Origin of the sequence: Pseudomonas sp. fls2-241-TYG-175 (genome assembly GCF_030209155.1) — a bacterium.
Lineage (GTDB): Bacteria > Pseudomonadota > Gammaproteobacteria > Pseudomonadales > Pseudomonadaceae > Aquipseudomonas > Aquipseudomonas viridiflava.
In genome coordinates, this window is the sequence record NZ_JARVSO010000011.1 from 44526 (window position 1) to 57512 (window position 12987).

General features: G+C 59.5%; 13 protein-coding genes. 11 read left to right on the forward strand and 2 right to left on the reverse strand.

Annotation, left to right across the window (positions count from 1 at the left end):
• From QRN20_RS09430 to hisC, 7 genes are all read left to right on the forward strand, one after another.
• A complete protein-coding gene (locus QRN20_RS09430) occupies nucleotides 1-654 on the forward strand; it encodes an MlaC/ttg2D family ABC transporter substrate-binding protein (RefSeq protein WP_004881541.1) in 654 nt (217 codons plus the stop codon).
• Nucleotides 651-956: an STAS domain-containing protein gene (locus tag QRN20_RS09435; RefSeq protein ID WP_004881540.1), complete on the forward strand. Its 306-nt coding sequence runs from the start codon at nucleotides 651-653 to the stop codon at nucleotides 954-956. Before QRN20_RS09430 ends, QRN20_RS09435 begins: the two co-directional genes overlap by 4 nt.
• A gap of 113 nt (nucleotides 957-1069) precedes the next feature.
• A complete protein-coding gene (locus tag QRN20_RS09440) occupies nucleotides 1070-1309 on the forward strand; it encodes a BolA family protein (protein WP_004881539.1) in 240 nt (79 codons plus the stop codon).
• 22 nt (nucleotides 1310-1331) lie between these two features.
• Nucleotides 1332-2597: a UDP-N-acetylglucosamine 1-carboxyvinyltransferase gene (gene murA, locus QRN20_RS09445; RefSeq protein ID WP_029243313.1), complete on the forward strand. Its 1266-nt coding sequence runs from the start codon at nucleotides 1332-1334 to the stop codon at nucleotides 2595-2597.
• Between the two features lie 155 nt (nucleotides 2598-2752).
• Nucleotides 2753-3388 (forward strand): ATP phosphoribosyltransferase, encoded by a 636-nt coding sequence (gene hisG / locus QRN20_RS09450; RefSeq protein WP_004881537.1) that lies wholly within the window; start codon nucleotides 2753-2755, stop codon nucleotides 3386-3388.
• A gap of 124 nt (nucleotides 3389-3512) precedes the next feature.
• Nucleotides 3513-4859, forward strand: a complete 1347-nt coding sequence (hisD, locus tag QRN20_RS09455; RefSeq protein ID WP_029243312.1) for a histidinol dehydrogenase — start codon at nucleotides 3513-3515, stop codon at nucleotides 4857-4859.
• Nucleotides 4859-5911 (forward strand): histidinol-phosphate transaminase, encoded by a 1053-nt coding sequence (gene hisC / locus QRN20_RS09460; RefSeq protein WP_122413630.1) that lies wholly within the window; start codon nucleotides 4859-4861, stop codon nucleotides 5909-5911. The genes hisD and hisC overlap by 1 nt, the downstream gene beginning before the upstream one ends.
• A gap of 193 nt (nucleotides 5912-6104) precedes the next feature.
• On the opposite strand, the gene algW is transcribed toward hisC, so the two are convergent.
• Nucleotides 6105-7265 (reverse strand): Do family serine endopeptidase AlgW, encoded by a 1161-nt coding sequence (gene algW / locus QRN20_RS09465; protein WP_004881534.1) that lies wholly within the window; start codon nucleotides 7263-7265, stop codon nucleotides 6105-6107.
• 110 nt (nucleotides 7266-7375) lie between these two features.
• Here algW and QRN20_RS09470 point away from each other — a divergent pair, with 110 nt between their 5' ends.
• From QRN20_RS09470 to cysN, 3 genes are all read left to right on the forward strand, one after another.
• Nucleotides 7376-8134, forward strand: coding sequence for a Nif3-like dinuclear metal center hexameric protein (locus QRN20_RS09470; protein WP_004881533.1), 759 nt, complete (start codon nucleotides 7376-7378; stop codon nucleotides 8132-8134).
• 144 nt (nucleotides 8135-8278) lie between these two features.
• Entirely contained in the window at nucleotides 8279-9196 is a 918-nt protein-coding gene (cysD, locus tag QRN20_RS09475; RefSeq protein ID WP_024687156.1) for a sulfate adenylyltransferase subunit CysD, read from the forward strand.
• A gap of 11 nt (nucleotides 9197-9207) precedes the next feature.
• On the forward strand, nucleotides 9208-11106 hold the full coding sequence (gene cysN, locus QRN20_RS09480; RefSeq protein WP_029243310.1) for a sulfate adenylyltransferase subunit CysN: 1899 nt from the start codon (nucleotides 9208-9210) through the stop codon (nucleotides 11104-11106).
• Between the two features lie 670 nt (nucleotides 11107-11776).
• Here the strand turns inward: cysN and QRN20_RS09485 are convergent.
• Entirely contained in the window at nucleotides 11777-12211 is a 435-nt protein-coding gene (locus tag QRN20_RS09485) for a Z-ring associated ZapG family protein (RefSeq protein WP_004881530.1), read from the reverse strand.
• A 144-nt stretch (nucleotides 12212-12355) separates the two neighbouring features.
• Between QRN20_RS09485 and QRN20_RS09490 the strand changes: the two genes are divergently transcribed.
• Entirely contained in the window at nucleotides 12356-12985 is a 630-nt protein-coding gene (locus QRN20_RS09490) for an alpha/beta hydrolase (protein ID WP_032650795.1), read from the forward strand.
• Nucleotides 12986-12987: the final 2 nt, after the last annotated feature.

Genomic DNA, 12987 nt, shown 5'->3' on the forward strand with positions numbered 1-12987 from the left:
ATGATCTCGATTCTGCGCCGTGGCCTTTTGGTATTGCTGGCCGCACTGCCGATGCTGGCCAATGCCGCACCAGCAACGTCGGCCCACGACCTTGTGGATCGCACCACCAAGGAATTGCTGAGCGATCTGGCGACCAACAGAGAGCAGTACAAAGCCAATCCAGGCGCCTTCTATGATGCCCTGAACCGCATCGTCGGCCCTGTGGTGGATGCCGATGGCATTTCCCGCAGCATCATGACGGTCAAGTATTCGCGCAAGGCCACGCCTGAGCAGATGCAGCGCTTTCAGGAAAACTTCAAGCGCAGCCTGATGCAGTTCTACGGTAACGCCTTGCTGGAGTACAACAATCAGGGCATTACCGTTTCGCCTGCCAAGCAGGAAGGTGCCGACCGGACCAGCGTAGACATGCAGGTCAAAGGCAATAACGGTGCGGTTTACCCGGTTTCCTACACCCTTGAGATGGTCAATGGTGAGTGGAAGGTGCGTAACGTCATCATTAACGGTATCAACATTGGTAAATTGTTCCGCGATCAGTTCGCCGACGCCATGCAGCGCAACGGCAACGATCTGGACAAGACAATCAATGGCTGGGCTGGCGAAGTCGCCAAGGCCAAGGAAACCACCGACGAAGCTGCACAGAAGCCTGCGCAATGAGTGAGACAGCTGTCCGTCTGGTCGGGCCTGGCGAGCTGAAGCTGGTCGGGGTTCTGGATTACCGCAGCGGGCCGCAACTGCGCAAGCAGGGCGCGGCGCTGATCAGGTCCGGCGACCTCGACACCCTGACGCTGGACTGCTCGGGCGTCGAGAAATCCAGCAGCGTGGGCCTTGCCCTGCTGCTGGCGTTCATGCGGGATGCCAGCGAAGCCGGCAAGTCGATCAAGGTGCAGTCGCTGCCCGAAGACATGCGTAAAATTGCCCAGGTTTCCGGACTGAACGAGCTTCTGGACATCCATTAACAGGTCAATCGGAAAAGCCCTCTGTCCGGCACCCTGTCATCGGGGTTCGCATAGCATGGGCTTTTTTGTATCATGGCCGACCCGCGCGCGTTCAGCGCCGATCGAGGTTAAGCATGCAGGCCCTAGAAGTGAAAGCCTTCCTTGAAGGAAAGCTGCCCGAAATCAACGTGGAAGTCGAAGGCGAAGGCTGCAACTTCCAGCTGAACGTGATCAGTGACGAGATGGCCACATTGAGCCCCGTCAAGCGTCAGCAACAGATTTATGCCCATCTGAACCCTTGGATTGCCGATGGCAGTATCCACGCGGTGACTATGAAATTTTTCAGCCGCGCTGCCTGGGCCGAGCGCACCTGAGCCAATTGGTGTCGAGATTCTAATGGATAAATTGATTATTACCGGTGGCGCTCGCCTTGATGGCGAAATTCGCATCTCCGGGGCAAAGAACGCTGCGCTGCCGATCCTGGCTGCGACCCTGCTGGCCGATGGGCCGGTTACCGTTCAGAACCTGCCGCACCTGCACGACATCACCACCATGATCGAGCTGTTCGGCCGCATGGGCATCGAGCCTGTGATCGACGAAAAGCTGAGCGTGGAAATCGATCCTCGCACCATCAAGACCCTCATTGCACCGTACGAACTGGTCAAGACCATGCGTGCGTCGATCCTGGTACTCGGACCGATGGTCGCCCGCTTCGGCGAAGCGGAAGTCGCATTGCCTGGCGGTTGCGCCATCGGTTCGCGTCCGGTCGACCTGCACATCCGTGGTCTTGAAGCCATGGGCGCGGTCATCGACGTCGAAGGCGGCTACATCAAGGCAAAGGCGCCGGAAGGCGGCCTGCGTGGTGCCAATTTCTTCTTCGATACCGTGAGCGTGACCGGTACCGAGAACATCATGATGGCCGCGAGCCTGGCGAACGGTCGCAGCGTGCTGCAGAACGCTGCGCGTGAGCCTGAAGTGGTCGATCTGGCCAACTTCCTGATCGCCATGGGTGCAAAAATCCACGGCGCAGGCACCGACACCATCACCATCGATGGCGTGAAGCGTCTGGGTTCGGCGACCTACAAGGTCATGCCTGACCGTATCGAAACCGGTACCTATCTGGTTGCCGCTGCCGTCACTGGCGGTCGCGTCAAGGTCAAGGACACCGATCCGACCATCCTGGAAGCTGTGCTGCTCAAGCTCCAGGAAGCCGGCGCCGAGATCACCACCGGCAACGACTGGATCGAACTGAACATGCACGGCAAGCGGCCCAAGGCTGTGAACGTGCGGACCGCCCCTTACCCGGCGTTCCCGACCGACATGCAGGCGCAGTTCATTTCGCTTAACGCCATCGCTGAAGGCACTGGCGCCGTGATCGAAACCATCTTCGAAAACCGTTTCATGCACGTGTACGAAATGCACCGCATGGGCGCGCACATTCAGGTGGAAGGCAACACGGCCATTGTGACCGGCATGCCAAGCCTCAAGGGCGCGCCAGTGATGGCGACCGACCTGCGTGCTTCGGCCAGTCTGGTGATTTCGGCTCTGGTCGCTGAAGGCGATACCCTGATCGACCGCATCTACCACATAGACCGTGGTTACGAGTGCATCGAAGAGAAGCTGCAGATGCTGGGCGCCAAGATCCGTCGCGTTCCGGGCTAGTGGTGAACGTCCCCGGCGCTTCACGTGCGCCGGGGGCGTCGTTCGATAGCAGGTGTGATTTCTGATTCGTTTCACCTCGGGCATCCTGTGCCGGAGGGTTGTCATGCGCCGTTTGCGTCATGCCAAAAGTTTCCTGATAAGGACTTACGTTTCCCATGTTGACCATCGCACTGTCCAAGGGCCGCATTCTTGACGACACCCTGCCGCTTCTCGCTGAAGCAGGCATCGTGCCGACCGAGAATCCGGACAAGAGCCGCAAGCTCATCATTCCCACGACCCAGCCTGACGTGCGTCTGCTGATTGTGCGTGCCACTGACGTACCTACGTATGTCGAGCATGGCGCCGCCGATCTGGGTGTGGCGGGCAAGGATGTGCTGATGGAATACACCGGTCAGGGCCTTTACGAGCCTCTGGATCTGCAGATTGCCAAGTGCAAGCTGATGACCGCCGGTGCCATCGGCGCTGTAGAGCCCAAGGGCCGTCTGCGCGTCGCTACCAAATTCGTCAACGTCGCCAAGCGTTATTACGCCGAGCAGGGTCGTCAGGTCGACATCATCAAGCTGTACGGCTCGATGGAACTGGCTCCGCTGATCGGTCTGGCCGACAAGATCATCGATGTGGTCGACACCGGCAACACCCTGCGTGCCAATGGTCTTGAACCGCAGGAACTGATCGCGACCATCAGCTCGCGTCTGGTGGTCAACAAGGCTTCCATGAAAATGCAGCACGCGCGCATTCAGGCGCTCATCGACACCCTGCGCAAGGCAGTGGAGTCGCGACACCGCGGCTGACCCGATCACGCAACGTTGAGTTGCGTCCAGCTATCCGTGTCATAGCCAAATTTCTCAGGTGCCTGCGCGGATAGCTTGGTAGCTTTAGGCTCCTGAGCATCCGCCAATTATTGAGGCCCTCGCCATGACCACTTCCACCGCTATTCGCCGACTCGATGCTGCCGACCCGGATTTCGCCCGACATCTGGATCATCTGCTGAGCTGGGAAAGTGTGTCTGACGACTCGGTCAATCAGCGCGTGCTCGACATCATCAAGGCCGTGCGTGAGCGAGGCGACGCTGCACTGGTCGAGTTCACCCAGCGCTTCGATGGTCTGCAGGTCGCCTCGATGGCCGATCTGATCCTGCCCCGCGAACGTCTGGAACTCGCGCTGACACGCATCACGCCAGTCCAGCGTCAGGCGCTCGAGAAAGCCGCCGAGCGGGTTCGCAGCTACCACGAAAAGCAAAAGCAGGATTCCTGGAGCTACACCGAGGCCGACGGCACCGTGCTTGGCCAGAAGGTGACGCCGCTGGATCGTGCCGGTCTGTACGTACCGGGCGGCAAGGCGTCCTACCCTTCGTCAGTGTTGATGAACGCCATTCCCGCCAAGGTGGCGGGTGTGACCGAGGTGGTCATGGTCGTGCCGACGCCGCGTGGCGAGATCAACGAACTGGTGTTGGCTGCGGCCTGCATTGCTGGCGTTGACCGTGTATTCACCATTGGTGGCGCGCAGGCTGTTGCCGCACTGGCCTACGGCACCGAGAGCGTGCCGAAGGTCGACAAGGTGGTCGGCCCGGGCAACATTTATGTCGCCACGGCCAAGCGCCACGTGTTTGGCCAGGTGGGCATCGACATGATCGCAGGTCCTTCCGAGATTCTAGTGGTGTGTGACGGTCAGACCGATCCTGACTGGATCGCGATGGACCTGTTCTCCCAGGCCGAGCATGACGAAGACGCGCAGGCGATTCTGGTCAGTCCGGACGCTGAGTTCCTGGACAAGGTCGCGGCCAGCATCACTCGTCTGCTGCCAACGATGGAGCGTGCGGCCATCGTCGAGACATCCATCAATGGTCGCGGCGCGCTGATCAAGGTGGCTGACATGGCGCAGGCCATTGAAGTGGCCAACCGCATTGCCCCCGAGCACCTGGAGTTGTCGGTGGCCGACCCTGAAGCCTGGCTGCCGCATATTCGTCACGCAGGAGCGATCTTCATGGGCCGTCACACCTCCGAGGCGCTGGGCGATTACTGCGCGGGCCCCAACCACGTGTTGCCGACCTCCGGCACGGCGCGTTTCTCGTCGCCGCTGGGTGTCTACGATTTCCAGAAGCGCTCCTCGATCATTTATTGCTCGCCGGAGGGCGCATCGGAACTGGGCAAGACGGCATCCGTACTGGCCCGTGGCGAATCGCTGAGCGGCCATGCCCGCAGCGCCGAATACCGAATTACCGACCCGAGCTGGAAAGCCGGCAGCACAGAGGAAGGCAACTGATGAGCAAGTTCTGGAGTCTCTTCGTTCGCGATCTGGTGCCTTATGTGCCGGGCGAGCAGCCGAAGCTGAGCAAGCTGGTCAAACTCAATACCAATGAAAATCCCTACGGCCCGTCGCCCAAGGCGCTTGACGCCATGCGCGCTGCGCTGACCGACGACCTGCGTCTTTACCCTGATCCCAACAGCGATCTGCTCAAGCAGGCGGTGGCCCGTTATTACAGCGTCCAGCCGAACCAGGTGTTTCTGGGCAACGGCTCCGATGAAGTGCTGGCCCATATTTTCTACGGGTTGTTCAAACACGATGCACCGCTGCTGTTCCCGGACATCAGTTACAGCTTCTACCCGGTCTATTGCGGCCTGTATGGCATTGATTATGAAGCCGTGGCGCTGGACGAGCAGTTCCAGATCCGTGTCGAGGATTATGCGCGCCCGAATGCCGGGATCATCTTCCCCAACCCGAATGCGCCTACCGGCTGCCTGATGGCGCTGGATACAGTCGAGCAGATCATCAAATCCAGCCCGGATTCGGTCGTGGTCGTGGACGAGGCGTACATCGACTTCGGCGGCGAGACCGCGATTTCGCTGGTCAATCGTTATCCGAACCTGCTGGTGACCCAGACCCTGTCCAAGTCGCGCTCGCTGGCAGGCCTGCGCGTCGGTCTTGCGGTGGGTCATCCTGATCTGATCGAAGCGCTGGAGCGGGTCAAGAACAGCTTCAACTCCTACCCGCTGGACCGAATGGCCAACGTGGGCGCTGCTGCGGCATTCGATGATATCGAGCACTTCGAAATGACGCGCAACAAGGTCATTGAAAGCCGTGAAGTGCTGGTTGGACAGCTGCAGGCCAAGGGTTTCGAGGTCCTGCCTTCAGCCGCCAACTTCATCTTCGCTCGCCACCCACAGCACGATGCTGCCGGACTGGCTGCGAAACTGCGCGAGCAAGGGGTGATCGTGCGCCACTTCAAGCAGCAGCGCATCGCACAGTTCCTGCGCATCAGTATTGGTACGCCGGAGCAGCATCAGGCGCTGCTGGAAGGGTTGAGCGACATCTGAGGGATGTGACGCCCGGCGTCACATTCGACAGCGGACGCGGAGCGTCCTGGGCTGCGTTACTACGCAGAGTGGCGCGATCATCAAGAACAGCGATGATCGTGCCCATCGCTCAGCGTGGGCATGCCTCCCGGGACGCTCCGTGTCCCATCGGGTCTGATCACGCAACGGGATCAGTCATCCCGTCCGTTTCAAATCACTCAGGATTCGCAGCAGGCGTCGGCGCGGGAGGTGGGCGCAGGCCCACTTCGGCGCTAAGGCGCAGTTCCTTGCCGTTACGCATCACGTCGATGGCAATCTTGTCCTTGGGTTTGGTGCGCGCCACCTGGTTCATCGAGCGACGGCCATCGCCGGCCGGTTCGCCGTTGATACTCAGAATGACGTCACCCAACTGCAGGCCGGCTTTCTGCGCCGGTCCGTCGCGGAAGATACCGGCGACCACGATGCCCGGACGATCTTTCAAGCCGAACGACTCGGCCAGTTCCTGAGTCAGCGGCTGAACCTCGATACCCAGCCAGCCACGAATCACCTGACCGTGTTCGATGATCGACTTCATGACGTCCATCGCCAGTTTGGTCGGGATGGCAAAACCGATGCCTTGCGAGCCACCGGACTTGGAAAAGATCGCCGTGTTGATGCCGGTCAGGTTGCCGCTGGCATCCACCAGCGCGCCGCCCGAGTTGCCGGGGTTGATCGCTGCGTCGGTCTGAATGAAGTCTTCGTAGGTGTTGAGCCCCAGCTGGTTGCGGCCCGTGGCGCTGATAATGCCCATGGTCACTGTCTGGCCGACTCCAAACGGGTTGCCGATGGCCAGTGCCACATCGCCGATGCGAATGCCGTCAGAGCGGGCAATGGTGATCGACGGCAGGTTTTTCAGGTCGATTTTCAGGACTGCCAGATCGGTTTCAGGGTCGTTGCCGATCACGCGAGCGATGGTTTCGCGACCGTCCTTGAGCGCCACGACAATCTGGTCTGCGCCGATGGTCACGTGGTTGTTGGTCAGCAGGTAGCCTTCCGGGCTCATGATCACGCCGGAGCCCAGGCTGGATTCCATGCGCTTCTGTTTGGGGGTGTTGTCGCCGAAAAAGCGACGGAACTGGGGATCTTCGAACAGTGGGTTGGCGCCCTTGTTCACCATCTTGGTGGTATACAGGTTCACCACGGCGGGCGCGGCCGCGCTCACCGCGTCGGCGTAGGAAGAAGGACCCTGCATGATATTGGTGGTCTGCGGTGCCTGTTGCAGATTGACATCCAGGCTGGGCAATCCTACCCATTGTGGATAACGCTGAATGATCAGCATGGCGATAAGCACACCGGCCAGCAGTGGCCAGCCGAAAAAGCGCAGAGCCTTGAGCATTGAACAAGTCCTGATGGTTTCGGCGCAGAAATTTTTGCCACGGGTGCGCCATAATGGCGGGCATTATACGAGCACAAAGCAGCTCTGAACTGCATATTTAGGAGTCTTTTATGGCTGTTGCCCTGAGCACCCTGGTAGAAGAAGCCGACCGCTATCTCAATAGCGCCCGTATTCAGGATTACTGCCCCAATGGCCTGCAGGTCGAAGGCCGTCCGCAGGTGATGCGGATCGTCAGCGGCGTCACGGCGAGCCAGGCGCTGCTGGACGCGGCGGTCGAGGCGCAGGCTGATCTGATTCTTGTGCACCACGGCTATTTCTGGAAGGGCGAGAACCCTTGCGTTGTCGGCATGAAGCAGCGTCGCCTGAAAACCTTGCTCAAGCACGACATCAGCCTGCTGGCCTATCACCTGCCGCTCGATGTGCATCCCGACGTGGGCAACAACGTGCAGTTGGCGCGTCAACTGGATATCACCGTCGAAGGTCCTCTCGATCCGGAAAACCCCAAAGTGATCGGTCTGATCGGTTCCTTGTCCGAGGCCGTGACCCCGCGCGATTTCGCCCGTCGTGTCCAGGAGGCGCTGGGTCGCGAGCCGTTGCTGATCGAGGGCAGCCAGATGATTCGTCGCGTCGGCTGGTGCACGGGAGGTGGTCAGGGTTACATCGATCAGGCGGTGCTTGAAGGCGTCGATCTGTTCCTGAGCGGCGAAGCGTCAGAGCAGACCTTTCACAGTGCGCGAGAAAACGACATCAGCTTCATTGCCGCCGGGCACCACGCCACCGAACGTTATGGTGTTCAGGCGCTGGGTGATTATCTGGCGCGGCGCTTTGCCGTCGAGCACATTTTTATCGACTGCCCAAACCCGATCTGATCCATCAAACGGCGGAGCATATGCATAGATCGTTTCGATCTAGCCGCCGCGCTGATTAGCGATATCGTGCATGATAAAGTGCACGGCTCGAATACGGCCCGCAGGCCGCCCCGGGTTTTCCCGGTCCAACGAACGTGAGTAACCATGGTTGATAAACTGACGCATCTGAAACAGCTGGAGGCGGAAAGCATCCACATCATCCGCGAGGTCGCCGCCGAGTTCGATAACCCGGTGATGCTGTACTCGATCGGCAAGGATTCGGCCGTGATGCTGCATCTGGCGCGCAAGGCTTTCTTTCCGGGCAAGCTGCCGTTTCCGGTCATGCATGTCGATACCCGCTGGAAATTCCAGGAAATGTATCGCTTCCGCGACCAGATGGTCGAGGAAATGGGCCTGGACCTGATCACCCACATCAACCCCGATGGCGTGGCGCAGGGCATCAACCCATTCACCCACGGCAGTGCCAAGCACACCGATATCATGAAAACCGAGGGCCTCAAGCAGGCACTGGACAAGCATGGTTTCGACGCAGCTTTCGGTGGCGCACGTCGCGACGAAGAGAAGTCCCGCGCCAAGGAGCGCGTGTATTCCTTCCGCGACAGCAAGCACCGCTGGGACCCGAAGAACCAGCGTCCCGAGCTGTGGAACGTGTACAACGGCAACGTCAACAAGGGCGAGTCGATCCGCGTGTTCCCGCTGTCGAACTGGACCGAGCTGGACATCTGGCAGTACATCTACCTTGAAGGCATCCCGATTGTGCCGCTGTACTTCGCGGCCGAGCGTGACGTGATCGAGAAGAACGGCACGCTGATCATGATCGACGACGATCGTATCCTCGAACACCTGACGGACGAGGAAAAGGCGCGCATCGTCAAGAAGAAGGTGCGTTTCCGCACGCTCGGCTGCTACCCGTTGACCGGTGCCGTCGAATCCGAAGCCACCAGCCTGACTGACATCATTCAGGAAATGCTGCTGACGCGAACTTCCGAACGTCAGGGCCGGGTCATCGACCACGATGGCGCAGGCTCGATGGAAGAAAAGAAACGTCAGGGTTATTTCTAAGGGGGTGTCACATGTCGCATCAATCTGATTTGATCAGTGAGGACATCCTCGCTTATCTGGGCCAGCACGAACGCAAGGAAATGCTGCGCTTTCTTACCTGTGGCAACGTCGACGACGGCAAGAGCACGTTGATCGGACGCCTGCTGCACGATTCCAAGATGATCTACGAAGATCATCTGGAAGCCATTACCCGTGACTCCAAGAAGTCCGGCACCACAGGCGACGACGTCGATCTGGCGTTGCTGGTGGACGGTCTGCAGGCCGAGCGCGAGCAGGGCATCACCATCGATGTCGCCTACCGCTACTTCTCCACGGCCAAGCGCAAATTCATCATTGCCGATACCCCGGGCCACGAGCAGTACACCCGCAACATGGCCACCGGTGCATCGACCTGCGATTTGGCGATCATTCTGGTGGATGCGCGTTACGGCGTGCAGACCCAGACCCGTCGCCACAGCTACATCGCATCCCTGCTGGGCATCAAACACATCGTGGTCGCCATCAACAAGATGGACCTCAACGGCTTCGATGAGGGCGTGTTCGAGTCGATCAAGGCCGATTACCTGAAGTTTGCCGAAGGCATTGCCTTCAAGCCGACCACCATGGCTTTCGTGCCGATGTCGGCGCTCAAGGGCGACAACGTGGTCAACCGCAGCGAGCGTTCGCCGTGGTACACCGGCCAGTCGCTGATGGAAATTCTGGAAACTGTCGAAATCGCCAGTGACCGCAACTACACCGACCTGCGTTTCCCGGTGCAGTACGTCAACCGTCCGAACCTAAACTTCCGTGGCTTTGCCGGTACGCTGGCGAGCGGCATCGTGCACAAGGGCGATGAAATCGTCGTGCTGCCGTCGGGCAAGAGCAGCCGCGTGAAATCCATCGTCACCTTCGAAGGCGAGCTGGAGCAGGCCGGTCCCGGTCAGGCCGTGACGCTGACCATGGAAGACGAGATCGACATCTCCCGTGGCGACCTGTTGGTGCATGCCGACAACGTCCCGCAGGTCAGCGACGCGTTCGACGCCATGCTGGTCTGGATGGCTGAGGAGCCGATGCTGCCGGGCAAGAAATACGACATCAAACGCGCCACCAGCTACGTGCCGGGTTCGATTGCCAGTATTACCCACAGGGTGGACGTGAACACGCTGGTCGAAGGCCCTGCCAGTTCGCTGCAGTTGAACGAGATCGGCCGCGTCAAGATCAGCCTTGACGCGCCTATCGCGCTGGACGGCTACGACAGCAACCGCACCACCGGTGCGTTCATCGTCATCGACCGTTTGACCAACGGCACGGTAGCGGCGGGCATGATCATCGCCAAGCCGGTCAGTGCCGGTGGCTCGACGCATCATGGTGAGTCGGCGCACGTGACCACTCAGGAGCGCGCTCAGCGCTTCGGTCAGCAGCCAGCCACCGTGCTGTTCAGTGGCCTGTCGGGCGCGGGTAAAAGCACACTGGCCTACGCGGTCGAGCGCAAGCTGTTCGACATGGGCCGCGCCGTATACGTGCTGGATGGCCAGAACCTGCGTCACGACCTGAACAAAGGCCTGCCGCAGAACCGTGCCGGTCGTACCGAGAACTGGAGCCGTGCCGCTCACGTGGCGCGTCAGTTCAACGAAGCCGGTCTGTTGACCCTGGCCGCGTTCGTGGCACCGGATGCCGAAGGCCGTGAACGCGTGAAAGCGCTGATCGGCAAGGATCGCCTCGTGACGGTCTACGTCCAGGCATCGCCTGCCATCTGCCGTGAGCGTGATCCTCAGGGCCTGTACGCTGCCGACGGCGACAACATCCCGGGCGAGTCCTTCCCGTACGACGTGCCGCTGGATGCCGATCTGGTGATCGACACCCAGACGCTGACAGTGGATGAAGGCGTGAAGCGGGTGCTGGACGTATTGCGCAGCCGCGGCGCGATCTGAGTCTCAGCCTGTTACAGAAAACCCGCCGATGATGGCGGGTTTTTTGTTTGATCGTGGCGCCAGGGATTGAGTCGCATGACCTTGAAAAGCCCGTGCGGGCAATCAAGGATTGATCGGACAACCTCCCCGGTGCGGATCCATTGTGCATGCATGTTCAAGGTCCGGGATGCTGTGTTTGATCAGATAGCAGTCTTTCTCGCAGTCTCCTGACACGCAGCCAGACAGCATGGCGAGCATAAGCAAACAGATGATTTTTCGCATGGAGTCTCCCTCTCGGCGCTTTTATTCTCTGGATACGAAGGTAACAAACCACTTTCAATCGCCATTCATGCATTTTCGCGATGACGATGAAATGGGGCTGTCTCGCATTTGAGTGTCAGTCGGGTCTCTGGCTTGAGCTGAAAGATGTAGCAGTCCTTTACGCAATCGCCAAGAACGCAGCTGGCTGTGAGCACGCATCCCCAAGAAAATTCTATTCATCGATTCCTCCTTGAGTAGGCAGGAAGATACGGAGGCGGGGCGATGGCAGGTAGAGCGTGTAGTCCCTGACGGTCGTAGGAATTTTCTGCGTTGTCTGAGAGTCTTTGAAATCTTACGTAGTAGCTATGGCAGACATAAAAAAGCCGCCGTTCATTTCGAATGGCGGCTTTCGGTAGGACTGGCGGTTTCGTTACTTCTTCAAACCGTAATGCTCGTCCAGCATGCCCGGGGTGTCAGGCGATTTTGGCGCGTAATCCTTTGGGGCTTCGGTGTTGCGTGGCGGTGTCAGGCGGTCGCGAGGAGCCTGGTTGGCCTCCGGGTGCAGAGCGGCCAGCAAACGTTGGCGGGTCAGTTCGTCAAGGGCCAGACGGTTGGCGCCCTCGGCGAGATGCTCCTGTACGTCGTGGTAGCTTTGCGAAAGCTTCTGGACCAGGTTAGCCGTACTGTTGAAGTGAGTGACCACCTCGTTCTGATAGGTATCGAAACGCTCCTGAATGTCATCCAGCTGGCGCTGGGTGCTGTTCGGAACGGTGTTGGGCAGCAGACGTGCGACCAGGAAACCAATGACGACACCGGCAACCAGGGCGAGAGTCGGCAGCAACCAGACTAAGAGCGAGTGTTCCACGAGTCCTTCCTCTATAAACGGCTTTGCTTTACGTTAACGGCTCGAACCTGCGCTGTATACCCGCGACGTGTCGTTGATATGCAAGCCACAGACAATCAGCTAGACGAGTTGACCCATTTCGAGGTCACGGAGTTCTTTTTGCTCATGCGCGAAACCCCACTATTCATCGATGGCCCCGAGGGCCAGATCGAAGCACTGTATCAGGACGTACCCGATGCCAGAGGCGTCGCACTGATCTGCCATCCTAACCCGATCCAGGGTGGAACGATGCTCAATAAAGTCGTCTCCACGTTACAGCGCACTGCGCGGGACGAAGGCCTGATCACCCTGCGCTTCAATTATCGTGGCGTCGGCGCCAGTGCCGGAACGTCAGTGGCAGGGCCTGGCGAGATCGATGACGCACAGGCTGCCGCCAAATGGCTACGTGAAAAACACCCGGATCTTCCAATGACCCTGTTCGGCTTTTCCTTCGGCGGTTACGTCGCGGCGAATCTGGGTGGCCGGCTTGAAGCACAGGGCGAAAAACTCAAGCACCTGTTTCTGGTCGCCGCCGCCGCTTCTCGCCTGCAGGACCACAGTGTGCTGCCGCAGAATTGCCCGCTGACGGTGATTCAGCCCGAAACCGACGAAGTCATCGAACCGGAAACCGTCTACGCCTGGTCGGCTGCGCTGCAGCGTCCCCATGAGCTGCTGAAAGTGGCAGAATGCGGACACTTTTTTCACGGCAAGCTGACCGATCTCAAAGAATTGATCCTGCCGCGTCTCTCCAATTGATT

Bases quoted from the DNA above. Each gene is read 5' to 3' on its own strand.
- cysN (WP_029243310.1), top strand. From the start codon at position 9,208: ATGTCGCATCAATCTGATTTGATCAGTGAGGACATCCTCGCTTATCTG.
- hisD (WP_029243312.1), top strand. From the start codon at position 3,513: ATGACCACTTCCACCGCTATTCGCCGACTCGATGCTGCCGACCCGGAT.
- algW (WP_004881534.1), bottom strand. From the start codon at position 7,265: ATGCTCAAGGCTCTGCGCTTTTTCGGCTGGCCACTGCTGGCCGGTGTG.
- hisC (WP_122413630.1), top strand. From the start codon at position 4,859: ATGAGCAAGTTCTGGAGTCTCTTCGTTCGCGATCTGGTGCCTTATGTG.
- murA (WP_029243313.1), top strand. From the start codon at position 1,332: ATGGATAAATTGATTATTACCGGTGGCGCTCGCCTTGATGGCGAAATT.
- cysD (WP_024687156.1), top strand. From the start codon at position 8,279: ATGGTTGATAAACTGACGCATCTGAAACAGCTGGAGGCGGAAAGCATC.
- QRN20_RS09490 (WP_032650795.1), top strand. From the start codon at position 12,356: ATGCGCGAAACCCCACTATTCATCGATGGCCCCGAGGGCCAGATCGAA.
- QRN20_RS09435 (WP_004881540.1), top strand. From the start codon at position 651: ATGAGTGAGACAGCTGTCCGTCTGGTCGGGCCTGGCGAGCTGAAGCTG.
- QRN20_RS09470 (WP_004881533.1), top strand. From the start codon at position 7,376: ATGGCTGTTGCCCTGAGCACCCTGGTAGAAGAAGCCGACCGCTATCTC.
- QRN20_RS09440 (WP_004881539.1), top strand. From the start codon at position 1,070: ATGCAGGCCCTAGAAGTGAAAGCCTTCCTTGAAGGAAAGCTGCCCGAA.
- hisG (WP_004881537.1), top strand. From the start codon at position 2,753: ATGTTGACCATCGCACTGTCCAAGGGCCGCATTCTTGACGACACCCTG.
- QRN20_RS09430 (WP_004881541.1), top strand. From the start codon at position 1: ATGATCTCGATTCTGCGCCGTGGCCTTTTGGTATTGCTGGCCGCACTG.